The organism is Microcoleus sp. B3-D2, from assembly GCF_036705345.1.
Classification (GTDB): Bacteria; Cyanobacteriota; Cyanobacteriia; order Cyanobacteriales; family Microcoleaceae; genus Microcoleus.
On the sequence record NZ_JAUBUG010000021.1, the window covers coordinates 36780 to 60954 of the forward strand.

Genomic DNA, 24175 nt, shown 5'->3' on the forward strand with positions numbered 1-24175 from the left:
CCATTTTTGCAGTCCCATAACCTAAAAATTGCTGTCACTTCCGCAGTTTAGATAAAACGGATCGCCCTTTCCTTCATCTGCGTGCATCCCCGTTTATCTGCCTGCATCTGCGGTTCAAAAAGAGCGAACGCCTCCAAAAAGAGCGATCGCCCTCCCAAACAAATTATCCTTCATCCTCCGACTTTACAGGAGGACGCCCAGAAATCACAATAAATCCAACAGATTCGAGAGTCAGGTTTGGGCGGCGAATACCAGCTAAAACCGCTTGACTCAACAAACTTTCGGTATTGATTTCATCAGCCAAAACCGATTCTAAAAGTTGTTCGGATTTAGAAAGTCGATGCAACCGCAACTGCAATTGATTCACCCGGTTTTCGAGTTGGATAGCAGCAGTGACAGCAGATCGATCGCACATTTCCACAAAAGCCGATCGCCCGCGCAGCAATTCCTCGGATACCACCCGTCCCTTTTGACAAAAATCATCCCATTCTAGCGGATCGACAAAACTGTCAATCAGCGACGTGCGATTTTTCGACAAATTGTAATCCCGATTCGGCCCGCCTTTCCCCTTATAAGCCCGCTGCAAAATCGCCAGAAGTTCCGCATCTTCCACCAGTGACATCTGCTCGCTGCGAGCATCTACAAACACAGTTTCAAAAGTTGGGAGAAACAGAGCATCAGCGCGGCGCTGCAAAGCTTTCAAGTTGTAATTTTCGATGTTTTGTGCTTGCAAAACTTGCTCGGCGGGCTGCACATCAGTCTGGATTGAATAATTAAACTGAAAGCCGAACCACTCCTTCCCGGGCTCCGCATCCCAACTTTCATCATGTCGCCACATGGCAAAAGCTTGACCGCGATCGTCCCAGCGAATATAAGAGCCAAGTGCATCGATCAATCCCTCACCAATGCGGTAAAGAGCCACCTCCGCATTCTGATAAGCAATACGGCGATTGTAACTGCCATATTGCTGGCAATAAGGAACCAATCTGGTCATCAAATCGTTCGAGGGAATTAACGTTTTTTGAGTAGGTTTATAGCGCATCAACCCCGAGATACTCGGATGTTCGATTTGTTTGAAGTGAAGAGCTTGACACAACCAACCTTCAGTAGCCCGCTGCATTTCTTTATGCTTAGCATCGCAGTTGTCGAGAGATTCAAAATACTGAGATGCGCTGTCCTCAAGAGTATCAATTTCATCGAGAACGTATTGTTCGTCTATTTTTATTTTCTCTTGTTCGATTTCAGTTTTAATCGATTCAATTTCGCTGGATAAACCCTTGCCTCCCTCAGCAAACAACTTTTCTTCAAGTTTGAGAAGTTTTTCCTCAGCATAAAACTGAAGGCTGGCAATAGATTTGTTGAAGATATCAAACCCATCTTTTAAAACTTGAAACCAAGCTTCGTGGGGACTCTCTGGCAAATCCGGGCCTGCAAACAAACAAAATTGCACTCCCATTTTGCTGCCAATGCGATCGACTCTGCCGAGTCTTTGTTCTAACTGGTTGGGAAACCACGGCAAATCGAAGTGAACTAACCAATCCGTCACTTGTAGATTTACCCCTACTTCCGCCGAACGATCGCACACTAAGATAAAACAATGCGGTTCAGTCTTAAACCGCTTGAGACTAGCCTCAACATCATCAGCCGATTTGCTCGTGTCATGGCTGGCGATCGCATTTTTACCAAAGATTTTCGCTAAATTTTCCGCAATCTCTTTACAAGTTGCCGTAAAACTGGTAAAAATCACAATTTTCGGGAAACGCTCGCCCGGAATCGGCCGTTTAATTTGCTGTTGAATTCTCGACAGCAAATCGCGAGGTTTGCTGTGATACTCGCGCGGAACCTTCAAAGCAACTGCGAGAAATCGGAGAATGGCGATTCGTAACAAACTCAGTCGATCGAGTCCTTCCTGGGGCTTTTCGAGGCTGTTGAGCAAGGTTTCCAGCATTTCCCTTTCTTCGGGAAACAGCGCAGTTTTGGTCAAAATTGCCGTGTCATTTTGTCCAAATTCGCGATCGAGTTCTGGAGTCGATTTTTTCTGCAAGCGAGCTTTGACAACCCGTTCTAAAACATTCAGCCAAGTACCGGAAGCGCGGAAAAACAGCAGAAAAATTCTCTGATATTCGCTCGACTTGGGAGCGACTGTGCGCCATTTATCGAGTACGGTTTGTATTTCCGACCACTGTTCATCATTCAGATCGTACTCAGTTTTGGGGACAGCATCTCGATCGAAAATCACATCTTCAACCGCATCGCGGCGGTTGCGAAGGATGCGGCGGTGCAGGCGGTAGGTATCGCTAACGTGAGTGCGAATAGTTCGGACAAGCCGAGCCTGTTCTGCGGTTTCTTCCGTTTTCAAACAACTTTCTAACTCGGTTGCTAATCCGATTAAATAATCATCTTTGGCAAAAAGAGTGCGGAGTTGAGCTAGTTTTGTTTGCAAAACAGCAGGCTTGGCATTTTCTCGGAAATCCAGCAAAGCGCGACCGATTTCTTGACGGTTTTGCACCTGTTCTTGGAAGCTTTCCAGGTCATCAAGACGGTAAGTTGTGGGCTCTAGCAAGTGCAGCATCGTTAAAAAATCTTGCTCGCGGCCGAGAACTGGCGTTGCAGATAATAACAATACATTTTTGCTTTTGTGAGCTAGTTTCTGACAGAGTTCAAAGGCTTGCTGCTGAGCGCGATCGCTCGAATTTGCCATTGCCGCCACATCATGGGCTTCATCAACAATCAGAAAATCTAGGTTGGCGTTGCGGCTAATTTGATTGATTTCGCTAACAGCAACAAGCTGCACTCTGTCAGCAAAATGAGACAAATAGAATTTATTTTCCAACTCCTGCCGCCACTGTTCAAGCAGGTATTTGGGAACAACTACCACAGCGTGTCCTTGAGGTTCATCTAGCAGAAATTGGCGGAGAATTGTGCCAGCTTCTACTGTTTTTCCCAGTCCTGGTTCGTCGGCTAATAAATAGCGCACGATTGGGTCTTCTAGGACGCGCCGGACGACTTCTACTTGGTGCGGATAGAGGTCTATGTTAGCAGAAATTAAACCGGTCATGCCGCGGCTGACGGCCCGCTGTTCGATCGCAGATTGAACGAATGCCAATCGGCGATCGTGAAAATACGGCGTTTCTTGGCCTTTGACCGCTAAAATGTCGATCGGATCGGCGATCGGGATATTGCAGCGAACGTAAAGTTCGGTTTCGACAGCTTGCAAACTTTGGCTGTCGGGGAGGTCAATTTCGTACTCTAATTTATCTTCATCCCAGTCATAAACTCGCCCAATTATCCATCTTTCCTGAGTGGTACTCCAGAGATAGCACCGGGTTTGGCGCTGAAGTCTGGCTTCTTGCAGCAAACCCAAAGGCACAGTTTTGCGGATGCGGTTTTTAACTGAGCAAAAATATTCAACTTCAGCATCCGTACGCGATACCTCGACAACTTTTCCGACTCCCAAATCGTTTCTGGGCGATCGAACTAACGAACCAACATCAATCATAATTACAACCTGACAATACTTACTAGATTACAATAAATCCTTTCCAGTTAAAACTTTTAGCAAAATGCGATTTTTGCCTGCGTCACTTTTCTAGTCAAATAACAGTCAATCTGCTATTCTGAAAACAATAAGTTTAGCATGATAAATTACCTTTTGGGAATTAATAAGTATGCTGGCAGCGAATAAGAATAAGTAATTACGAGGGAGGAAAAATAACCCCTGGATTACCGGATTCCCATTTCGGGTATTTCTGCATAACACTGGTATAAATTTCTGAGTCTGTAAACCCTGCTAACCAAGCTTGTAGCGGAGGCCAAGGCTGTTCGTTGAACCAATTTAGATCGGTATGAGCGAATTGACGGACAAAAGGTGCGATCGCCATATCAGCCAATGCTACATTGTTACCAAATAAATATTTAGTGGCACTTAATCGTGAGTTGAGTTGTTCCAGGAATAAAGAACCTTCATAACGATGTACTTGGGCATCAACACCGGAATAACGATCCGGGTACTTATAACGGTCAAGATGATATTTAAACCTATCATCAAATAGAGCGATTAGTTCCAGCATTTCTGTAACCGAACCTTGCTGTGGCATCAACCATTTTTCAGGATCGTGTTGTCTCAATGCCCACAACATGATATCGATACTTTGATCGAGTACCCGCCCGTCAACATCAATTAATATTGGTACTGTACCTTTGGCAGATACCTCCAACATCTCTGGTGGTTTGTCTCGCAAAACAACTTCCCGCAACTCACACACCTGATTGCTAACCATCAAGGCCAAGCGCGCGCGCATAGCATAGGGACAGCGGCGAAAGGAATACAAAATCGGGTATTTTGCTGACATATTATCTCAATTCCGGTTGCACCGGAATTATTCTTGACTGTTGACTGTTGACTGTTGACTGTTGACTGTTGACTGTTGACTGTTGACTGTTGACTGTTGGTCAAAGAAATGAAAATAGCGCGAATTATTTGTTGGCCTCGGGATTCGACTTTACGCCCGACTCCCGAAGCGCGGATTTGATATCATTCCGGCAGTAAGGCCGGAAACGATATAATTAGTCGATCGCACGATCGGGTTTTTCGGGTCAGAAACCCCGTTTCTTCGTAGATTTCTCGTCGCTAAACAAGATTTTTCGTAGAAACGGGGTTTCTTTAAGCTTAGTGAATAATAATATTAGTCGATCGCACCATCCACTTTTTCCTTCGCATCGTAGCGCGCGCCTATATGTACTTGGTTGCGACGCTTAGCAAGCTCAATCTGACGTTGACGTTCAGATAAGGCTTGTTTTTTGGTTTCAGTTTTTGAGTCATGACAATGAGGACAACTCACACCAAGTACAAATAATTCAGAAGCCTTATCTTCCTGACTAATCGGGTGACGACAACCGCGACAAAGTTCATAGTTTCCCGGCTTTAACCCCTGACCAACAGAAACCCGTTCATCAAAGACAAAACATTCACCTTCCCAACGACTTTCTGCTTCGGGCACCGTTTCCAAATATTTTAAAATTCCGCCTTCGAGATGATAGACTTCCTCAAAACCTTGAGTACGCAAAAAAGCAGTTGATTTCTCGCAGCGAATACCACCCGTACAAAACATTGCCACCTTGGGTTTATTGCGTAAAGCAGTTTCCCGCAGCACCCATTCAGGTAACTCAGAAAAGCTTTTTGTTTTTGGATTGATAGCGCCTTCAAAAGTACCCAGAGATACCTCGAAGTCGTTACGCACATCAACCACGACAACATCGGGATCGTCAAGCAGCTTATTCCACTCCTCCGGCTTAACATATTTACCAGCCATGAGGCGGGGATTAATGTCGGGTACTCCCATCGTGACGATTTCGCGCTTCAAGCGTATTTTCAGGCGGTAAAAAGGTGCTTTTTCCGAGAAAGATTCCTTGTGCACGAGATCCGCAAAACGCGGGTCACTACGCAAGAATGCCAGCACTGCGTGTACGCCCTCGGACGGGCCGGCAATAGTGCCATTGATGCCTTCTTGGGCCAGCAAGATAGTGCCTTTGACGTTGTTGTTGTTGCAACAATCGAGTAGCGGTGCTTTCAGGTCGGCAAAATCCGGTAGTTCAACGAACTTATATAAAGCAGCGGTTAAGAAAGAAGCCATATATCGACTGGATAAGACTAATTAGAATTTTGAAAATTAATTTAAAGCGGACGGTGGGACTCGAACCCACGACGTTCAGCTTTACGAGTAAGTATCGGTCATGCAACCGCCTGCTGGCAGAGGATTGTATGCTCAAAGCTGAATTGGGTCTCCTATTTTGTCTCCAAATTGTCTCCAAAGTGCTAGCCTTGTCCTGTTGCTTTTTGCATTTTACCATGACCGATACGTCTAGTAGAGCCAAGAAAGGATCGGTAGTTGTCCAGACTCGCAGTGGCAGGTTGCGCTTGCAGTTGCCCAGGCAGATTTACGGGGGCGATCGCAAGTACCTGTACCTAAACCTACCTGACACCCCTGAAAACTGGGAATTGGCACAAGTTAAAGCCCAACTGATTGAATCCGACATCAAGTTCGAGCGTTTTGACCCTACCCTCAAAAAGTACAAACCGCAAACTCACTTGACTGTCATTGAGACTATCAAACCAAAACCTGAACAGACTCTAACTCAGTTGTTTGAGAGATATTTGGAATTCAAAAAACCTGTTGTCAAGCCAACAACTTTTCACTATTTAGTGACGAGCATTCAAGCTTACGTTGACCGCTGTCCCTACCAAGCTTTGTCTGAGGATAATGCGTTGCAAATACGCGCGTGGCTGCTTGACGACACTACTAACAGCATGACCAAGCGAATATTGACTTATGTAAATGCAGCGGTTGAATGGGGGATTAAATTTAAAATCATCAGCGGGTTCACCGTCTCTCCGTTTCAGGGAATGGCTGCGGATTTACCAAAACACAACTGGCAAAGTGACCCCGAACCGAACGCTTTTAGCACGGAAGAAAAGGCATTGGTATTAGAAGCCTTCAAGAACCACAGGGGAAATTGGAACGGTAGGGGTTATTCAGGGCAAAAGCTTTGCTTCTATTACCCTTTGGTGCAATTTTGGTTTATGACTGGATGCCGTCCCTCTGAGGGTGTTGGCTTGAGGTGGCGCGATATTGCCACTGACTTTTCTCACATTGTGTTTAACGGCAGTGTACAGCATCCGGGCGGGATGGAAACTAGGGTTGATGGTAGTAAAAATAACAAGCGCCGCAAATTTCCTTGTAATCAGGAATTGAGCGAGTTTTTAAGAAAGCTTCAGCCGGAAAACTTGACGGACAAAAACAGTCTGGTTTTTCCCTCACCCAAGAAGGGCGGGGCGATTAATTACAGCAATTTCACTATACGAACGTGGCATAAGTTGGTTGACCCAATTACTGAGAAAACTCGCGAGTTTGAAGAAGACCGCAAAACCACCACCCCTTATTCTTGTCGGGATACTTTTATTAGCGAGCAGGTTGGTAAAGGCGTACCGAGTGCAGTTGTGGCTAAGTGGTGTGATACGTCGGAGAAAGTGATTAATTCTGTGTATTTGGATGGCAAGATTTTGGAGCATTTACGCCCGCTTTGATGCTGTTAATATGTTGATTATAGGGTCATTTGAGGAAGATTTAGCTAGCTCGAAGGCGGAGAAAGACCCAGACAAAAGCCCGACACCTAAGCCACCAGCCGAAAAATTTTATCAAAGGTTGGATCTGTTGCGCTCAAGCATAAAAAGTCGAGGGCGGAATTGGCGGATGTAGCACTCCTAAATGATTTGCTTGCGCCATACGCGAGAAAGATGCTTGCACTACAAGGATTCCGATCTCGATTAATTTTGCGACTGATTTAGCACTGCTATATAGTGGCGGTGCTCGACGTACTCGCATAGCTAGGCGATCGACCCGATCTGTATTTGGAGACAGTCAAAATTGTCTCCAAATTGTCTCCAAGTAGCTATCCAAAACCCGATGTTTATCTCCAAAAACATCCTGTGCCACCACAGATACCAAGCCCTAGAAACGCCAAAACTCTTGAGAAATCAAGAGTTTTAAAGACTGTTCGCCCAAGCGGACGGTGGGACTCGAACCCACGACGTTCAGCATGGGAAGCTGACATTCTACCACTGAATTACGCCCGCGCTTAGGGTTTTTTACTTGCTTTCACCTTCTTTGACTGTGGAGGCCCAGCGGTAAAAAACGACTAGAAAAACATTGTACAACTATTTTCTGATTTTGAGTATACCATTTTGACAATCAATTTTGGCCGATCGCCGATCGCACAACGGAGCCATGATACTGTGGCAGACGAGCCAATTGTCATTGCGGCCAAAAGCTGCCACTAAATCAGCAATCGCCTCGGTTCCGAACCTTGACAAAGAGTTAGCGGCTTCGGATCGCACGTTCCGATCGCGCGATCGAACTGCATCATTTTTAACCGCGCAGCCATTGAGTCCGCAGTTTGACTGTGCCGCCATCCCATCGCCACGAACGATCGCACCATAAACTCGCGATCGTCCACTTTGCTCAGCAACATCGGTAGCGCCACCGCAGGATCGCCCTTTCTCACAGCCGTTACCCCCCGCAGCCTGTCTTGAGAATCCGAACTTTGCTGTGCTGCTAGGATTTCCCTAATTTCCCGAAGCCAATTAAAATATATTTTTGTTACTTTGATTGAAAATTTTAACAAGGAGGGTCGGATTTTGGGAAAATTAAAAAAAATTCAGTTATTAGATTGTGTCTGCCAATTAACAGCCTCAAACTTCAAAACCAGAAGAAGTTCAGGAGGTATTTGGTAAATTTGAGCAATATTGGCAACGAGCGAGCGACGATACCTGGGAAATGACTAAAAAGGTAAAAATGCCCCAAGAAGGCGTGATGAGACACTTAGAAAATCATCCAGAGATAGTTTACATCGACGGGGCGCTAGCGAATTTGCGATGCCACAACCTGCCTAAAAACGAAATTAATTGCCGTTCTGTAGGGTGTTCTGTTTTTTTAAGTTTATCTACTTAATTGTACAGTTTTCTTTACCCGCAGCTTCTCCCTACCCCCACTGGTTGAGAATGGCGGAAAAGATTCGGATTTGAAGTTCCTTGATGAGTGGACGGATTTAGGAGATATGGAGTCTGTGGTGGCCAAAATTCATAGTGCTACGATGATCGCAGAATGTGGTAAATTTACTCTTGCTCTACTTTCAACAGTACAATTAGTAGAATTTATGACGGACTTCAACCCTCACAATTCTCGCCTTTATCAAGACCGTATGGCTCTCAATAATAATAATAATAATAATAATAATAATAATAATAATTTGAAAATCGCTCGCGCAGAATGCAGCCAATCAATATATCCCTAGGTAGATGCGTGATCCTTGATCTTATTATACAATTATTAATATAATTAAAATAAAAAATTTATCATCATAATATTTATTCAAACAGCAAGATAGGCGGTATAAAAAATGACTAATAAAAAGAATTTCAAAAAATCTAAACCTCAAGCTGATATGAATGCTGAAGGAAAGCAACAAAAAAATCAAAACGAGTTATTTCCAGTCGTCGGAATAGGAGCATCTGCAGGTGGATTGGAAGCCTTTATGCAATTACTCAGCCATTTGCCGATCGATACGGGCATGGCGTTTGTAATAATTCAGCATATGTTGCCGACTCAGGACAGTGTGTTGAGTGAGATTCTGGGTCGATCGACCGAGATGCCCGTGCATGAGGTGGCATCTGGGATGCAAATAGCACCGAACCAGGTCTACGTGATCCCCCCGAATGTCAGCATGACCATCGATCGAGGGGTGCTGAAGCTAACGCCTCGCGGCAGAACACACGGCGTGTTTATGTCCGTCGATACTTTTCTGGTTTCCCTCGCCGCAGAACGCGGGAACCAAGCCATCGGCGTCGTTTTGTCCGGGGGCGACGGCGATGGTGCCCAAGGATTAAAAGCGATTAAGGCTGCAGGCGGTATTACTTTTGCCCAATGTGAAGGATCGGCACAAGTCAGCAGTATGCCGAACACTGCGGTGGCTACGGGTCAGGTAGACTTTATCTTGACACCAGAAAAAATTGCCCAGAAAATAGCAGAGATCAGCCGTCATCCCTACATGGCCGATCGACCTGCGGCAGAATCGACCACCAGTGAAGATGCCAGCAACAGTAAAAATGCGATCGCCACCATCTATAGGTTGCTGCGCGCCGCTACAGGAGTTGATTTTACTCACTACAAACAAACCACCTTGAAGCGACGGATGCAGCGGCGGATGTTGCTGTACAAGCTGGAACGGATCGAGGATTATGCCGAATATCTCCAAAACACCCCGACAGAAGTAACGGCGCTTTATCACGATATCTTCATTCATGTCACCAGCTTTTTCCGTGACCCCGAAAGCTTTGAGGCCTTAACCAGCAATGTTTTTCCCGAAATCGTTAAAAATAAATCGTCGAAAACACCGATCCGAATTTGGGTGGCCGGCTGTTCAACCGGTGAAGAAGCTTACTCGCTCGCCATCTGCTTGTTAGAGTTTTTAGCAGAGCGAGGTATGGATCTGCCGATTCAGCTTTATGCGACCGACATCAGCGAAAATGCGATCGCCCATGCGCGCCGTGGCTTTTATACGCCAGCCCAAGTCGCGGATATTTCATCCCAACGCCTGCATCGGTTCTTTGTGCAAGTCGAGGGCGGATACCAAATCGCTCAGCCGGTGCGCGAACTCTGCGTTTTTGCTAAACAAAACCTGATCGGCGATCCGCCGTTTTCCCGGATGGATTTGATCACCTGTCGCAACGTGCTGATCTATCTCGGCCAGCCTTTGCAGAAAAAGCTGCTGCCAATTTTCCACTATGGGCTTCAGCCCGCGGGCTTTTTGCTGTTAGGCACTTCGGAAACGGTTGGTGACTTTTCAGAATTGTTTGCGGTATTAGACAAAAAGAGCAAAATTTATACTAAAAAACTGGTGTCGCATTGGCTAAGCATGGATTTAACTGCTAGCAACTACCCTGCGACAGCCATCAACTTTCCACCGCAGCAGATGGAAAGCTTAAACGAAATGGAAATCGAGAAACAGGCCGATCGCATTGTTTTGAATCACTATGCGCCTGTCGGCGTCGTAATTAACACAGCCAAGGAGATTCTGCAATTTCGAGGACAGACGAGTGACTACCTAGAACCGTCTCCCGGTAGGGCTAGCTTGAATTTGCTGATAATGGCAAAAGAAGGATTGCGCGTCGAACTCCGCACTGCAATTGAACAGGCCTCGCAGCAGCAGTTGCCGGTCAAACGTACTGGCTTGAAAATTAAAGAAAACGAGATCATCCGCCTCGTGATAATTGATGTGATTCCATTCCCAACAGCCGCTGTAGAAAAAAACTATTTTTTAGTTTTGTTTCAAGACGAGCCGCCGATCCCTGTAATACCTGCTACTGTAAAAAATGGTAAAGTCAACTCCGATACTTTAGAGGGTGAAAGTTTGGAGATTGCGAGGCTGCAAGAAGAACTCAAAATCACAAAAGACCACCTGCAATCGATCATCCAAGAACATCAAGCCGCCAACCAAGATTTGAGAGCCGCCAACGAGGAGATTTTGTCGAACAACGAAGAGTTGCAAAGTACAAATGAGGAACTCGAAACCGCAAAAGAAGAGATTCAGGCAACCAATGAAGAACTGAACACGATTAATGACGAATTGCAGCGGCGCAATGTTGAATCAACTCAGGTGAGTAACGATTTACAGAATCTCCTGGGCACCATCAATATTCCGATTCTGATGGTGGGAGGCGACCTGCGAATCCGCCGGTTTACTCCCGCAATCGAAAGGATCTTTAACTTGATTTCTAGCGATATCGGGCGCTGTTTGAGCGACATCACTCACAAGTTGATAGTGCCGGAGTTAGAGCCAATGATTGTAGAAGTGATCCGCACCCTCAATTTGAAAGTTGAGGAGGTTCAAGATCGAGATGGTCATTGGTACGATCTGCATATTCGACCGTATCGGACGATCGACCACAAGATTGATGGAGCTGTGGTGATGTTGGTGGATATCAACGATCTCAAAGTCAGCGCCCAGCAGTTGATGGAAGCGAAAAATTACGCCGAAACGATCGTAGAAACCGTGCGCGAACCTTTGCTAGTGCTGGATCTAAAACTACAGGCGATCACCGCCAACCGTTCTTTCTACGAGACGTTTCAGGTGATGCCGATCCACACTGAGCAACACTCGGTCTTCGATCTCGGTAACGGACAGTGGAATATTCCCAAGTTGCGATCGCTCCTAGAAGAAATTCTGGCAGGAAAGACCGAGTTTCACGATTTTGAGGTCGAGCATGACTTTGAGCAGATCGGGCATAAAATAATGCTGCTCAATGCCCGCAAAATGCCTCCCATCGGCGATACACAGATGATTCTGTTGGCGATCGAGGATATCACCAAGCAAAAACAGTTGGAGACAGAACGCAGCCTTCGGATGCAAGAACAATCGGCTCGTGTCGCTGCTGAGGAGGCCAACCGCGTGAAAGATGAGTTTTTGTCCGTCCTCTCTCACGAACTGCGGACGCCGCTCAATGCGATGATTGGCTGGGCACAGTTGCTGCGCCTGAAAAAATTTGACGAGGCTAAAACCGAGGAGGCGCTAAAAACGATCGAGCGCGCCGCCAAAGCACAAAACCAGCTCATCGATGACATATTAGACGTTTCGCGGATTAGCACAGGTCAGTTTCGGCTCAATGCTATTGCAATTGAGCTCAATCTACTGGTTAAAAATGCGATGGAGGTGGTTGGTTTGGCAGCAGAAGCCAAAAATATTCAAGTTGAATCCCGGCTAAGTCCTTTAAAACCAAGCGTGTTGGGCGATCCAAGTCGCTTACAACAGGTGGTGTGGAATCTACTTTCAAACGCGATTAAATTCACCCCAGCCGGAGGAAAAATTGAAATCGCATTAGACTACATTGATGGCATGGCTCAAATCCAAGTTAGCGATACTGGTAAAGGCATTCACCCTGATTTTCTCCCCTATGTGTTCGATCGCTTCCGTCAGGCGGATAGTAGCTACTCTCGCAGAGACGGTGGATTGGGGCTAGGACTCTCGATAGTCCGTCATTTAGTAGAACTCCACGGCGGTACTGTTAATGCAGAAAGTTCAGGTGAGGGACAAGGGGCAACGTTTACCGTGAGGTTGCCGATACGAACAGATAGCTCATGATTGTTGACTGTTGACTGTTGACTGTTGATTGTTGAGTGTTGACTGTTGACTGTTGACTGTTGACTGTTGACTGTTGACTGTTGACTGTTGACTGTTGACTGTTGACTGTTGATTGTTGACTGTTGACTGTTGACTGTTGACTGTTGACTGTTGACTGTTGACTGTTGACTGTTGACTGTTGATTGTGAGTCAAAAAAATGAAAATTGCGCGAATTATTGGTTGGCAGCTTGATTCGACTCGATCGGGACGATGAAGGGCGGATTTGATATCATTCCGGCGCAACCGCAATTGAGATTATTTCTAATATTATCTCCTCATCTGATACCAATTTTTTATGAGGCCCCGTAGAATCTGATCCCCCCTAACCAAGAGGGCGGGCACGGGGGCACCGCCCCTACTAAGGGGGGGACAAGATTCTTCTCAAAGTGGGTCTTCTTAAGGGGGATTTAGGGGGATCGAGATATGTGCAACTTCACCTTAAATTGGTATGATATCGTTTCCGGTTGCATCACAATAATAAAATCGAGTCAACAGTCAACAGTCAACAGTCAACACCCGCCCGTTAACAGTCAACAGTCAACAGTCAACAGTCAACAGTCAACAGTCAACAATGACGGACGGTGCAACCGGAATCCATATAACTATTTACCAACATTAACCCGATCGCCATCCTTAAGAAAACCAGCGCCAGTAACAACAACCCGATCGCCCGCCTTCAAACCCTTTTTAATCTGTACCTTAGCAGCAGTCAAATCGCCCACCGCACCCCCGGAAATTTCCCCGATTTCCACCGGTTGAGCCTGCACCTTGTCCTCGCCCACAAGTTTATAAACCATAGAACTGCCGTCAGGTTGCGGCACAATAGCTTTAGCGGGCACTTTCAAACCTTGAGCCGTTGCCGTCGAAATGGATGCGCGCAAAAACATTCCCGATCGCAAAAACTCGCTGGCGGGCAAATCAATCTTCACCGTAGCTTGCCGATTTTGCGGGTCAACTAGGGGCGAAATATCTCGCACAGTTCCTGACAACTTAATCCGCTTGTCAGAATCCGAAGTAATTTGCACTGCTGTTCCCGGCCGCACTCGCGAAACTTGAGTTTCCGGCACTTTCAATTGCAGTTCCAGCTTGTTGCCGCGAATAATCGAAAAGAGTTTTTGACTTCCCGAAGAAACATCGCCAACTCGACCAATTCTTTCAGCCACAGTGCCGCTATCGGGCGCTCGAACAATAGTTTGTTCTAGTTGAGTTTGTAACTGTTTGACTTGGGCATCATTGCTGCGGACACTTGCTGCGTTATTTCCGACATTTGCTCTGGCACTGCTGACACTCGCTCCGGCGGTATTCACTTTTGCACGAGCGCTGGCGAGGGCGGCTCTAGCTGTACTGATATTAGCTTCAGCAGTAGCTACTTTAGCAATAGCCGATCGCACTTCTTCCGCTGCTTTATTCTGTTCTTCCAAAGCTGTATTCAAGTCAGCTTTAGCTTTGTTCAAGTCTTGAACAGCAGTCTGCCGCTCTGTCTTGCGTCTTTCTAAATCTTGCTGACTAATTACTCCCTGAGCAGCCAAACCTTGGGTGCGATTTACTTCTCTTTGAGCTTGATCTAATTTAGCCTGAGCGGAGGCAATGCCTGCTTTAGCTTGAGTGACACCGGCTTTAGCTTGTTCCACACCGGCTCTTGCCTGCCCGACGCCTGTTTTGGCTTGCGCTGCGTCAGCGATGGCTTTTTCAACGCCAGCTTGGGCTTGAGCAACGCCGGCTTGGGCTTCTTGTTGGGCTGACTGAGCTTGCTGTACCTGAGCTTCGGCTTGTTCTACCGTAGAATTGGCCGATTGTACTCCCGCCAGCGCTTCGGCAATTTGCGATCGTAATACCGAATCGTCCAAAACCGCCATCGTCTGACCTTTTTCTACCGCATCCCCTTCATTCACCAACACCTGCTTGATTTGCAAACCGTTGGCTTGTGGCAGCACCGGCAGCAAGTCATAGGCGGCCACGGTGCCTATCGCTTCTAAAGTTTCACCCACCTGGGCAGATTCCACAGGCGCCACTGTCACCGTCGGAGCCGCCGCCTGCTGGTTTAGCGGTGGAATTGGAGCGGCAGGACGCGAACTCTGATTGCCCCCTGTGAAGTGTACTGCTAGCAGCGTTGCAGCTACGCCAACCCCTGCGCCCGCCAACAAGGCCGGCCACCTGATTTCTTTGCGGGGCCCAACTTCACTTGCTTCTGGTTCCCAAACTTGTTCCTGCTCGATTTCTGGAACTTCCAGCGCAACTTCTCGTTCATCTTCCTCAGCGGAGAATTGCCAGCGAGAGTTTTCTGAGACTTCACTTTCAGCTACATCCACTGCTGAGTTCCTGTCGCGCCCGCTCTCTACGGGGGAAAGGGGTTGCTTTTCTTCGGCTTCTGAAAAAACTTTATTAGTCACGGTAGTTCCTCTCGCCAGTATGAGCCTTTCCTTTTTTTTTATATTGTAAAGAAAGATTACGATATTATTTAGTTCATTTTAGCCGAGGGCATCTGGAGAAGCGCTTCCTCCTTTTGGGTGAGTATGGCGCCGTTTCACCCTACAATGGCGATTTTGATTAACTGTCGATCGAAGTTTGTACGATCGAGATTTAATTTGATCTGCCTCTGGGCCATACTGAATATTAGCGTGATTCGCGATCGTGGGGGCGATCGGGCTGGCATTGTCTCTCCCCAAGTGGCTTGGCCGTCACCTATGTATCAAGGCTCACAAAAGTCAGTCTAATCTTGAACTGATTATTCCTAATCTATACTGTCATGTGTTTACTGTATAATACGGCACATCTGCTGAAAAAGTTGTGCCACTTTATTTAAAAAAAATCACAATGAATAGTCTCTTTTCTCCCCTCCAACAGTTTCTAATTACTTGGCTGCTAGTGCTAGTGACGGGATGGTTTACCCTGACTGCTGTCAGTTATGTTGGGGAACTGGTCAGCATTTTAGTAACGGCGGGACTCGTTGCATTTTTATTAAATTATGCAGTAAAAAGACTGCAAGTATTTTTGCCCCGGGGAGTAGCTGCGGCGCTGGTTTATTTAACTGCGGGTGTGATAGTAGTAGTAATCGGTGTAACTATTGTGCCGCCGGTGTTCAGCCAAGCGAGGCAGTTGGGGGTGAGGTTCCCGGAATTGCTGGAGTCGGGGCGGCTGCAGCTAGCTGAATTTCAAGCCTGGAGTGCCGAGCGCAATTTACCGTTTGACGTGCAAATATTGGAGCAGCAACTGTCAGCTAGAGTCCAGGGAGAAGTCCAGGCGATCGCCGGTACGGGTTTAGGCTTAGTTGTCGGTACTTTTAACTGGTTTTTGGACTTAATTTTTATTGTCGTGATTTCTTTTTATATGCTCCTAGACGGGCAAAGAGTGTGGCAGGGTTTGACCAGCATTTTTTCCCCAGACATTCGCTATGTTTTAACAGAGACTTTGGAGCGAAACCTCCAGCGATTTGTATCGGGACAGTTATTGCTGGGACTATTTATGGCCATCTCGCTAACTATGGCTTTTTGGTGGCTGCAAGTTCCGTTTTTTCTGTTGTTTGCCGTGTTTATAGGATTGACGGAAATAATTCCGTTTATTGGGGCCACTTTGGGAATTGGCACTGTTAGTATAATTGTAGCCTTTATTGATTGGTGGCTGGCGCTGCAAGTGTTGGTAGTGGCGATCGGTCTCCAGCAAATCAAGGATAATTTAGTAGCTCCCCGAATCATGGGCAATCTCACCGGATTGAGTCCGGTAGTTATTTTCACAGCTTTGCTGTTAGGAGGCAGAGTGGGAGGATTGTTGGGAGTTATCCTGGCAATTCCGCTCACTGGGGTTGTAAAAAGTATAGTAGAAATTGTACTCAATCCCAAATTGCCGCCCCAAACAGGCTCATTTTTCTACAATCCTTTTAGCGGCGAGGAATTGGGGAAAATACCAGACGATGAAACTAGAATAATCTTGGTCGGAGATGAACAAAAGTAGTCTAATTTTTGTAGTAAGTAATTCACTTATGAAAACTGTTATAAGTCAGGAATTAAGTTTTGGCTGCTGAGTCCATTAAGAACAGACTAAAGTTTCTACAAAGAACTTTAGTCTTTATTACTAACCCACTTAAAATCTCAAACCTAAAAACTTATGAACTGGTGGCAAAATCTTAGAAACAATCCTCTAGCTCGGTTGGGAGCCGTGCTACTGTTAATTTTTTATACAGTCGCGCTTTTGGCCGAATTTGTGGCACCTTACGACCCCTACGACTCTCAATTAAACGGTTCATTGCTGCCACCGACTCAGATTTATTTAAGCACCCAAGACGGGCGCTTTATCGGGCCCCACGTTTATCCGACTACTCAGGGCCCGGTGGATGCTAATACCGGTGCTCGTGAGATAATTGTAGACTGGCAAAAACCCTCTGTTCTCGGTTTGTTTGTCAAAGGTTCCCCCTATAAATTTTTAGGATTTTTGCCATTTGACAGGCACCTGTTTGGCACTACAGGAGAAGGTCAAATTAATCTTTTAGGCACGGATGAGCAAGCTCGCGATCAATTCAGTCGCTTAGTACACGGCAGCAGAATTAGCCTCAGCATCGGTTTAGTAGGAATAGCAATTTCTTTTCCATTGGGATTGTTTATCGGAGGCATATCTGGTTATTTCGGCAGTTGGATTGATAGTATTTTAATGCGTTTCGCCGAAGTATTGATGACGATTCCCGGTCTTTATTTATTAGTAGCGCTAGCAGCAGTATTGCCACCGGGATTGACAAGTGCTCAGCGATTTATATTGATTGTGCTGATTACTTCATTTATCAGTTGGGCGAGTTTAGCGCGGGTGATTCGCGGTCAGGTACTGTCAATTAAACAGCTAGAATTCGTGCAAGCGGCGCGGGCAATGGGCGCCAATCCAATTTATATTATTGTCCGCCACGTTTTGCCGCAAACTGCAACTTACGTAATTATTTCTGCCACTTTGTCTGTTCCTGGTTTTATTGTGGCGGAGTCGGTTTTGAGTTTAATTGGGTTGGGAATTCAACAGCCAGATCCTTCTTGGGGAAATTTGCTATCCCTGTCTACTAATGCTTCAATTTTAGTGTTGCAGCCTTGGCTGGTTTGGCCTCCGGCGATACTGATTATTTTGACTGTTTTGGCGTTTAATTTATTGGGGGATGGGTTGCGGGATGCTCTCGATCCGAGAAGCATTCAAAGGTAATTGGGAGTTAGTAATTTCTAGTTCCCAGGCATAGCCGGTGTAACAGTTACGCCCCGTAATTTTGCAGATTAACCGGCAAGCGAATGGTGAAAGTAGAACCAACACCCTCCTGACTTTTTACTGAAATATTGCCGCCCATCATTAGGCAAAAACGCTGGCTGATTGCTAGTCCCAAACCGGTGCCGCCGTACTTGCGGGTGGTGGAAGCGTATGCTTGGGTAAAGAGTTGGAAAATGTGCGGCAACTGTGGGCTACAATTATCTTCAAGTATATACCTGCAATTTGCTGTAAAATTTTTTCAGTAATCTAATTATTCCAGTCGGCTCGTGAAATTAGAACAGGCCTTAGCTCAATATACTGATGCTCTCACTAACCTAAAATTGGCAAAGTCTGAACCCTCAGAAATAGAAATTCTCCATATTTTAGTTACTCGCGACGCGATCGAAGAAGCACTCAGCGAGAAAACCCAGCTTTCTGTGGAAAGTTTGGCTAAACTACTCGAATTGGACAACTTCCTGAAAAAACAAGCCCCTGCGATCGCCAGAGGAGCAAATTTGGCAGAATGGCGATCGACATTTCACCCCTCTCCAGAAGCTTGGTGGTGGTTTCTCGAACCGACTTCCGACGAGGAAGTTTCCCACTCACATCCCCTCGATCCGTTGTTCAACGGGCTGACTATCGCTGGATTGACGGCGGTAGGGGCCTATCTGACAACCTTCATTCAACTCTTTTCCACGGGAGGATTCGGTTTCTTGGAGGCATTAGGCCTGCTGGGACAAGGAGGGTTAATTCTCACGTTAATCCGCACCTTGCAGAACACAGGACAAGAAAAGATTAAAAACCTCCTCAAAAAACTCAATATTTCTCCCCAGTTTCACAGTCAAGCAACCTTGGGAATTACCGCAATGTTATTGTTGGCTTCTGTGGGAGTCAATAACTCTTTGCCTGAGATTGGGAAATGGAACTATCGAGAAGGAAAAAAACTCTACAAACAAGGTTTACTGGTAAAAGCCAAAGCGCAATACGAGCAAGCGGCCAAAATAGCTCCCCAGGATTCTGACATTCTAATGGCCTTGGGAGAAATATACGAATCTTTGGGAGATATAGATCCAGCTCAAAAGCTGTATCAAAGAGTTGTAGAGCGAGGAGATGCCCGCGCCTTTAATAATTTAGGTCGCGTTTATATTAGCAAAAAGAAACTGATTGACGCTGAATCTTTACTGCGAATTGGATTAGAAGAGTTTACTAAAGGATCTAGAAAAAAAGACGATCAACTCAACTATGAACTGCATCTAAACTTGGGCTGGGTACTGCTCGAACAAGGATTTTACGAGGAGGCTGAAAAAGAACTCCGAAAAGCAGTTGCTCTCGACGAAAAAATTCTAGAAAAACAGCTCGGTGGAGGCATGGCTTATTGCTTACTCCCAGAGGCTATGAAAAAGGTTATGGAAGGGAGAAAAGATAAAACAAACGAAAAACAGCGAGCGGACGATGAAAAAGAGAAATTGGACTGGGAAAAAAAGTGTATGAGCAAGGCTCGTCCCGAAACGATCGATCAGTATAAATGGTTTATTGATAAGAAAAAACGAGAGATGATTGAGTATATAGATACGAGTGGGGTGGTGACTCCAGAATCTCAGCCAAGTACAGAGCCGTGATGAGTAAGATAAAAGTAAGAAATAAAAAATAAAAAGAATGTTCTTTTTACTTTTTGCTTCCCTACTTGGTTTGAAGTCTCCCTTCTTTAGGGGAACTTATTTTGTAAGGTGCGCCAGCATTCTTTTTTTCTGAAATTGAATCCTGCGTGTGCGCTCCGCCCTAATTTGGCGGATTAACAGGTAAGCGGATGCTAAAAGTAGAACCTACACCCTCCTGACTTTTTACTGAAATATTGCCGCCCATCATTAGGCAAAAACGCTGGCTGATTGCTAGTCCCAAACCGGTGCCGCCGTACTTGCGGGTGGTGGAAGCGTCTGCTTGCGTAAACGGTTGGAAAATTTGCTGCAACTGGTCGGGAGTCATCCCAATTCCTGTATCTATACAATTAACAACTAAAAATTCTTTACTAGCAATTGAATATTGAGAACTTGCCACAGGTTCAGAAGAGTTTTCTTGTTTTGCTTCGCTGCTGTCGCCCGCCATTTTTTCTCGGCTGGCTGTGAGGGTAATTGTACCGTTTTGAGTGAATTTGGCGGCATTGCTCAGCAAATTTAATAAAATCTGCTGCACTTTGGTAATGTCACCGTGCATAGTGCCGATATTCGTAATTCGATCCAAGTTAAGGGTGTTGCCGTTTTTCTCAATTAGCGGCGCGGCGGTGGAGGCGACATCTTCAATCAAGGCGGCGATGTCGAAGGTTTCTAAGTAAAGATCCATGCGACCGGCTTCGATTTTAGAAATGTCGAGAATGTCGTTAATTAGCGATAGCAAGTGTCGGCCGGAAGTGCGAATTTTGTCTAAATCTGGGGTGAGTTCATCGTAACCCAATTCTGCGGTTTCTTCTTGGAGCATTTCGCTGTAGCCGATGATGGCATTCAGAGGTGTTCGCAGTTCGTGGCTCATGTTTGCTAAAAATGCGCTTTTTGCGGTGGAAGCGGCTTCGGCTGCTTCTAGGGCGAGTTGCAAGGCGGATTCAAAGACTTTACGATCGCTAATATCCTCGACGCTGCCTTCATAGTAGAGTACCTCGCCGTCCGCGTCGCACACTGCACGCGCGCTTTCGGAAATCCAAATTACACTGCCGTCAACGCGGTAAACTTCTGACTCAAACCCCGAAATTTCTCCGAATTCTTCCATCACCCGCATAAACTTGTCGCCCTGCTGAGGATTGACGTAAGCTTGCTGTCTGATGTTTGTGAGATTTGATGTCAATTCTTCGGGACTGGCGTAGCCGTAGATGCGCGCTAAAGCTGGATTTACGCTCAAGAAGTGGCCTTCGGGGGTTCTTTGAAAAATCCCTTCGACGGCATTTTCAAAGATGCTGCGGTATTTTTGTTCTGCTTGACGCAAAGCGATTTGTGTACGATCGCGCTCGCTGGCTTCGATCGCCAATGATACCAAATCTGCCAGGGAAGCAGCAAAATTTTGTTCTTCTAATGTCCAATTGCGAGTAGTTCCCACTTGTTCGATACAGATGACTCCCACTGTTTGTCCGCCGAGGCGCACTGGCGCGTCTAAGGTTGATGTAGTACCCATTGGTGCAAAGTAAGATTCCACAAATTCTCTAGTTCTAATATCTGAGAGAGCGTCCTCGGCTGCGATCGTCCGGTGTTCTTCCAAAGCTTGAAAATAAGCTGGATAGTCTGCTGCTGCGAGTTCATTACCTTGGGAATGCTGGTGCTTGCTGCGGCTAAATTGGTCGAGACATTGCAGTTTCGCTCGACTCTCATCATACAGCCACGCGCCAGCTTTTTCTGTCTGTAAGGTATGAGCCGCCGCTTCGGTGATTTGCCTCAAAGCTACTTGCAAATCGCCTCGATACAGCGCTTTATTTCTTGCCAATTCTACCAAAACCGTATTGTGTTTGAGCAATTGTTTTTGCCTTTGGTGTCGCGCCGATTCGCCTCGCTTCTGTTCGGTAATGTCGCGGGCTACCACAATGACGGATTCTTCTGAAAGCGGTGAAATGCTGGCGGCAAAATAAACGTCGCGGTCTTCAATGGTTAAATCGTACTCGATGCTGACAGTTTGCTGAGTATCTAAAGCTGCTCGGATGTGGTTGAGAAAATTGTCGGCTGTAGCTTGCGGAAACACCTCTGTGACTGTTTTGCCAACTAATTCTTCGACTGGTTTGTAGAGCAGAGAAAGATTTGTGGGCGCGATTTTTAAATAGCGACCGCTGGCGTCCACAACTATAATTAATTCGTTCATAGCTGCAAACAAAGCCCGCAATTCTGCTTCGGCGGCTTCGAGTTCGCCAGTCCGCTCTGCTACTCGCTGTTCTAAACTAGAGTTGGTTTGTTCTAGGGCAATAAAAGACGATCGCAATTGTCGGGCCATTTGATTGAAAGACTGAGCTAGAAGGCCGAGTTCTTTGACGCCTTGAACTTCGACTTCGCCGTTTAATTCTGCGGAGGTGAAGTCGGATGATTCGGACATTTTTTTTAAAGCTTTGGAAGCTTCCAGCAATCGGGTAATCGGTTTGACAACCCAGCGAGAGGTGAAAATTCCGAGTGCGATCGCCAGTACGAAGGCAAAAAAGCACAATAAGATAGTTGTGCGAGTGTTGGCGTTAATTTGCTCCATAAAGTCTGCTTCCGGGATTGCGACTACAACCAGCCAATCGAGGCCACGACCGTCTTGCAGGGGAGCAACGGTAATGAATTGACGTTTGCCGTCTATCTCGAAGGTAAACTGTCCTTTGCTGTCAATGCGTTCAAAACTACCAAATCGTTTTTGCAAATATGTGGAGGCCGATCGAATTAGCAAGTTTTTGCTCTGTGTCGCCAACAGCCGTTTTTGTCCGTCTTTGTCGGTGACAAAGGGCAATTCGTCTGTGGAACTGGCGACTATTTGGCCGCTGCGTTCGATCGCGAAAATTTGTCCAGACGGGCTAATTTTGATGCTTTTGAGAAAATCGCTGATTTGAGAAAGAGTCAGGTCAATTGCCAATACCCCGCGCAGGTTTCCTGTTTCATTGTAAATAGGCATCACCGGCGTAATCCCCAGAACTGGCGGGGCTGCGAAGACGTAGATGGGAGACCAAGTGGCTTTTCCTGACTTTTTGGCAGCTTTGTACCACGGTCTTGTACGGGGGTCATAGAACACGGTTTGGATTAGCTCAGTGCGATTTCCTTGGCTGTCCAGGCGATAAATTTGGCGGTTTGGAGCGGTTGATTCGTCTCTGATGTATACTAAGTCTTCTGCTTCTCGCCTGAGCAAGAGGAATTTGCCCTGTTCGTCGCCGTAGTAGATGGTTGTAGTTCGATCGCTCAGCTTGGTCTGGTTCCACAAATAGCGCTCTAAGTTGGGGAAGTCTTCCGGGTCTAAGTTTCCAGAGGCGATCGCAGCACTATTCATTTGCAGGAATAAATGAGACACATCCCCAAAACTGCGGAAATTTTCTTTAGTCCTCGCTGCGACTTCCAAGCTTAACCTAGTAGCAAGGTCATTGACGGCTTTCTGGCCGTTGCGAAACGAAAGCCATCCAGTCACGCCGACTGCTACGGAGATTTGCACCACCAGCGGTATCAACAAGACTAGGCTCAGTGACATCTTGGGGGAGCTTTTCATCAGACAACTGTTCAGACTTTTCAATAACATCAATATTCTGACACCTACCGAGTTTGCCGATCGTTTGTCGTTTAAAAGATGCCCTAGATATAAGTTACAAAATTGTACAGCAATAGTGAAGTGCGGTAGCCGATCGCTCAAAACGGGGCTGAGGTTTCCCCCGCTACTGTAAAAAATTGTAATATTAATCATGCCACTACTTGCCTGAATGTGGCGATCGCTCTGGGGACTCGCGGACAAAAAGTCACACCAGGTTAGAAAAAATGCAATTGTAGACCCGCGATCCAACCCTGGTTGTCATCAGTCATTCCCAATTATTCAATTCTTTAATCTAAAATTTAAAATCTCAAATCTAAAACTGTATCAGTTCCTCCGGGTGCGGATGCCCCACCTTACCCCTGCTTAATAAAAATTTGATTTTCATTTTTTCTACAGTGCCAGGACAAATGTAAATTATGTGACAATCCACTGTTGGAAAATTTGCTATTAATAAGATAATCGACCAAAATCCCGATCGAGCGCTCATAGGATAATTGAAACATCTGCAGTTCATTGAGGGCAGCAAAGTAAAGCGTTTTTGGCTTTTTTGGACGACCGACATTTTGGCAAAATAATACTTCTGGAGGATGACATGAACTATACATTTGAAATCCTGGGCGTATCTCCAACTTTAACGTTTTTTAACCAGCAGCAGGAATTACTGCAACAACAGCAGCCGTCGGGTGTAGAATACTTGGGAAACTGGAAGTGTACTCTCGATGCGTTTGTGGCATCCGTGGAGACAGTTTCTCCTTACCGGGGCTGGGATGTCGATCGAGTTGTAGACACCGTGATTAGTTTCTGGATGAACAACTCCGATAGCATCCAGTATTGGAGGCATAGGCTGGAGGATGCCGGCAGCGAAAACTTGTTAGTAGCCAGAGTAGGCGATATCAAGTCTTTGCAAGCCGCCTTTGAATCGCTGCTGGGCGAATAGGAAAATCGCCAATTGCGAAAAAGTCGATCGACTTTTTCGCAAAAATCAACTCAACTGTCTATTCG

At 46.2% G+C, this 24175-nt stretch carries 15 protein-coding genes, 1 tRNA gene and 1 pseudogene; 8 read left to right on the forward strand and 9 right to left on the reverse strand.

The features are described from left to right. Positions 1-163 precede the first annotated feature (163 nt). From dpdE to trhO, 3 genes are all read right to left on the reverse strand, one after another. Complete coding sequence (gene dpdE / locus QUB14_RS10595) at positions 164-3499, reverse strand: protein DpdE (RefSeq protein ID WP_333216889.1); 3336 nt, start codon at positions 3497-3499, stop codon at positions 164-166. A gap of 196 nt (positions 3500-3695) precedes the next feature. Beyond that, positions 3696-4352 carry a glutathione S-transferase gene (locus QUB14_RS10600; protein ID WP_333216887.1) on the reverse strand — a complete coding sequence of 219 codons (657 nt, stop codon included), beginning with the start codon at positions 4350-4352 and terminating at the stop codon, positions 3696-3698. 333 nt (positions 4353-4685) lie between these two features. Then, a complete protein-coding gene (gene trhO, locus QUB14_RS10605) occupies positions 4686-5633 on the reverse strand; it encodes an oxygen-dependent tRNA uridine(34) hydroxylase TrhO (RefSeq protein WP_333216885.1) in 948 nt (315 codons plus the stop codon). 29 nt (positions 5634-5662) lie between these two features. On the opposite strand from trhO, the gene QUB14_RS10610 reads away from it, so the two are divergent. After that, positions 5663-7084 carry an Arm DNA-binding domain-containing protein gene (locus QUB14_RS10610; protein WP_333216883.1) on the forward strand — a complete coding sequence of 474 codons (1422 nt, stop codon included), beginning with the start codon at positions 5663-5665 and terminating at the stop codon, positions 7082-7084. 477 nt (positions 7085-7561) lie between these two features. Here QUB14_RS10610 and QUB14_RS10615 read toward each other — a convergent pair. Both QUB14_RS10615 and QUB14_RS10620 read right to left on the reverse strand, forming a co-directional pair. Further along, positions 7562-7633 (reverse strand) — tRNA-Gly (locus QUB14_RS10615). 200 nt (positions 7634-7833) lie between these two features. Continuing rightward, positions 7834-8181: a hypothetical protein gene (locus QUB14_RS10620; RefSeq protein ID WP_333216881.1), complete on the reverse strand. Its 348-nt coding sequence runs from the start codon at positions 8179-8181 to the stop codon at positions 7834-7836. Between the two features lie 396 nt (positions 8182-8577). Between QUB14_RS10620 and QUB14_RS10625 the strand changes: the two genes are divergently transcribed. Both QUB14_RS10625 and QUB14_RS10630 read left to right on the forward strand, forming a co-directional pair. Then, on the forward strand, positions 8578-8850 hold the full coding sequence (locus QUB14_RS10625) for a hypothetical protein (protein ID WP_333216879.1): 273 nt from the start codon (positions 8578-8580) through the stop codon (positions 8848-8850). Between the two features lie 105 nt (positions 8851-8955). Next, the gene (locus tag QUB14_RS10630; RefSeq protein ID WP_333216878.1) at positions 8956-12693 is read left to right on the forward strand and encodes a chemotaxis protein CheB; all 3738 of its coding nucleotides are present in this window, start codon (positions 8956-8958) and stop codon (positions 12691-12693) included. On the opposite strand, the gene QUB14_RS10635 is transcribed toward QUB14_RS10630, so the two are convergent. Both QUB14_RS10635 and QUB14_RS10640 read right to left on the reverse strand, forming a co-directional pair. After that, positions 12656-12886, reverse strand: coding sequence for a hypothetical protein (locus QUB14_RS10635; RefSeq protein ID WP_333216876.1), 231 nt, complete (start codon positions 12884-12886; stop codon positions 12656-12658). The two genes, QUB14_RS10630 and QUB14_RS10635, sit on opposite strands and share 38 nt — an antisense overlap. Before the next feature lie 449 nt (positions 12887-13335). Then, the gene (locus QUB14_RS10640) at positions 13336-15123 is read right to left on the reverse strand and encodes an efflux RND transporter periplasmic adaptor subunit (RefSeq protein ID WP_333216874.1); all 1788 of its coding nucleotides are present in this window, start codon (positions 15121-15123) and stop codon (positions 13336-13338) included. Positions 15124-15246: 123 nt separating this feature from the next. Here QUB14_RS10640 and QUB14_RS10645 point away from each other — a divergent pair, with 123 nt between their 5' ends. The 3 genes from QUB14_RS10645 to QUB14_RS10655 all read left to right on the forward strand — a co-directional run bounded on the left by QUB14_RS10645 (position 15247) and on the right by QUB14_RS10655 (position 17902). Further along, entirely contained in the window at positions 15247-15447 is a 201-nt protein-coding gene (locus tag QUB14_RS10645; RefSeq protein ID WP_333216872.1) for a hypothetical protein, read from the forward strand. A 100-nt stretch (positions 15448-15547) separates the two neighbouring features. Continuing rightward, entirely contained in the window at positions 15548-16681 is a 1134-nt protein-coding gene (locus tag QUB14_RS10650; protein WP_190663043.1) for an AI-2E family transporter, read from the forward strand. 153 nt (positions 16682-16834) lie between these two features. Continuing rightward, positions 16835-17902, forward strand: coding sequence for an ABC transporter permease (locus tag QUB14_RS10655; RefSeq protein ID WP_333216869.1), 1068 nt, complete (start codon positions 16835-16837; stop codon positions 17900-17902). A 46-nt stretch (positions 17903-17948) separates the two neighbouring features. Here the strand turns inward: QUB14_RS10655 and QUB14_RS10660 are convergent. Beyond that, a pseudogene (locus tag QUB14_RS10660) lies at positions 17949-18149 on the reverse strand (ATP-binding protein); the annotation flags it as partial. Positions 18150-18228: 79 nt separating this feature from the next. On the opposite strand from QUB14_RS10660, the gene QUB14_RS10665 reads away from it, so the two are divergent. Further along, the gene (locus QUB14_RS10665; protein WP_333216865.1) at positions 18229-19560 is read left to right on the forward strand and encodes a tetratricopeptide repeat protein; all 1332 of its coding nucleotides are present in this window, start codon (positions 18229-18231) and stop codon (positions 19558-19560) included. A 160-nt stretch (positions 19561-19720) separates the two neighbouring features. Here QUB14_RS10665 and QUB14_RS10670 read toward each other — a convergent pair whose 3' ends face one another. Beyond that, positions 19721-23134 carry a PAS domain S-box protein gene (locus QUB14_RS10670; protein ID WP_333216938.1) on the reverse strand — a complete coding sequence of 1138 codons (3414 nt, stop codon included), beginning with the start codon at positions 23132-23134 and terminating at the stop codon, positions 19721-19723. Positions 23135-23765: 631 nt separating this feature from the next. Here QUB14_RS10670 and QUB14_RS10675 point away from each other — a divergent pair. Then, positions 23766-24110: a hypothetical protein gene (locus tag QUB14_RS10675; protein ID WP_333216863.1), complete on the forward strand. Its 345-nt coding sequence runs from the start codon at positions 23766-23768 to the stop codon at positions 24108-24110. Positions 24111-24175 lie beyond the last annotated feature (65 nt).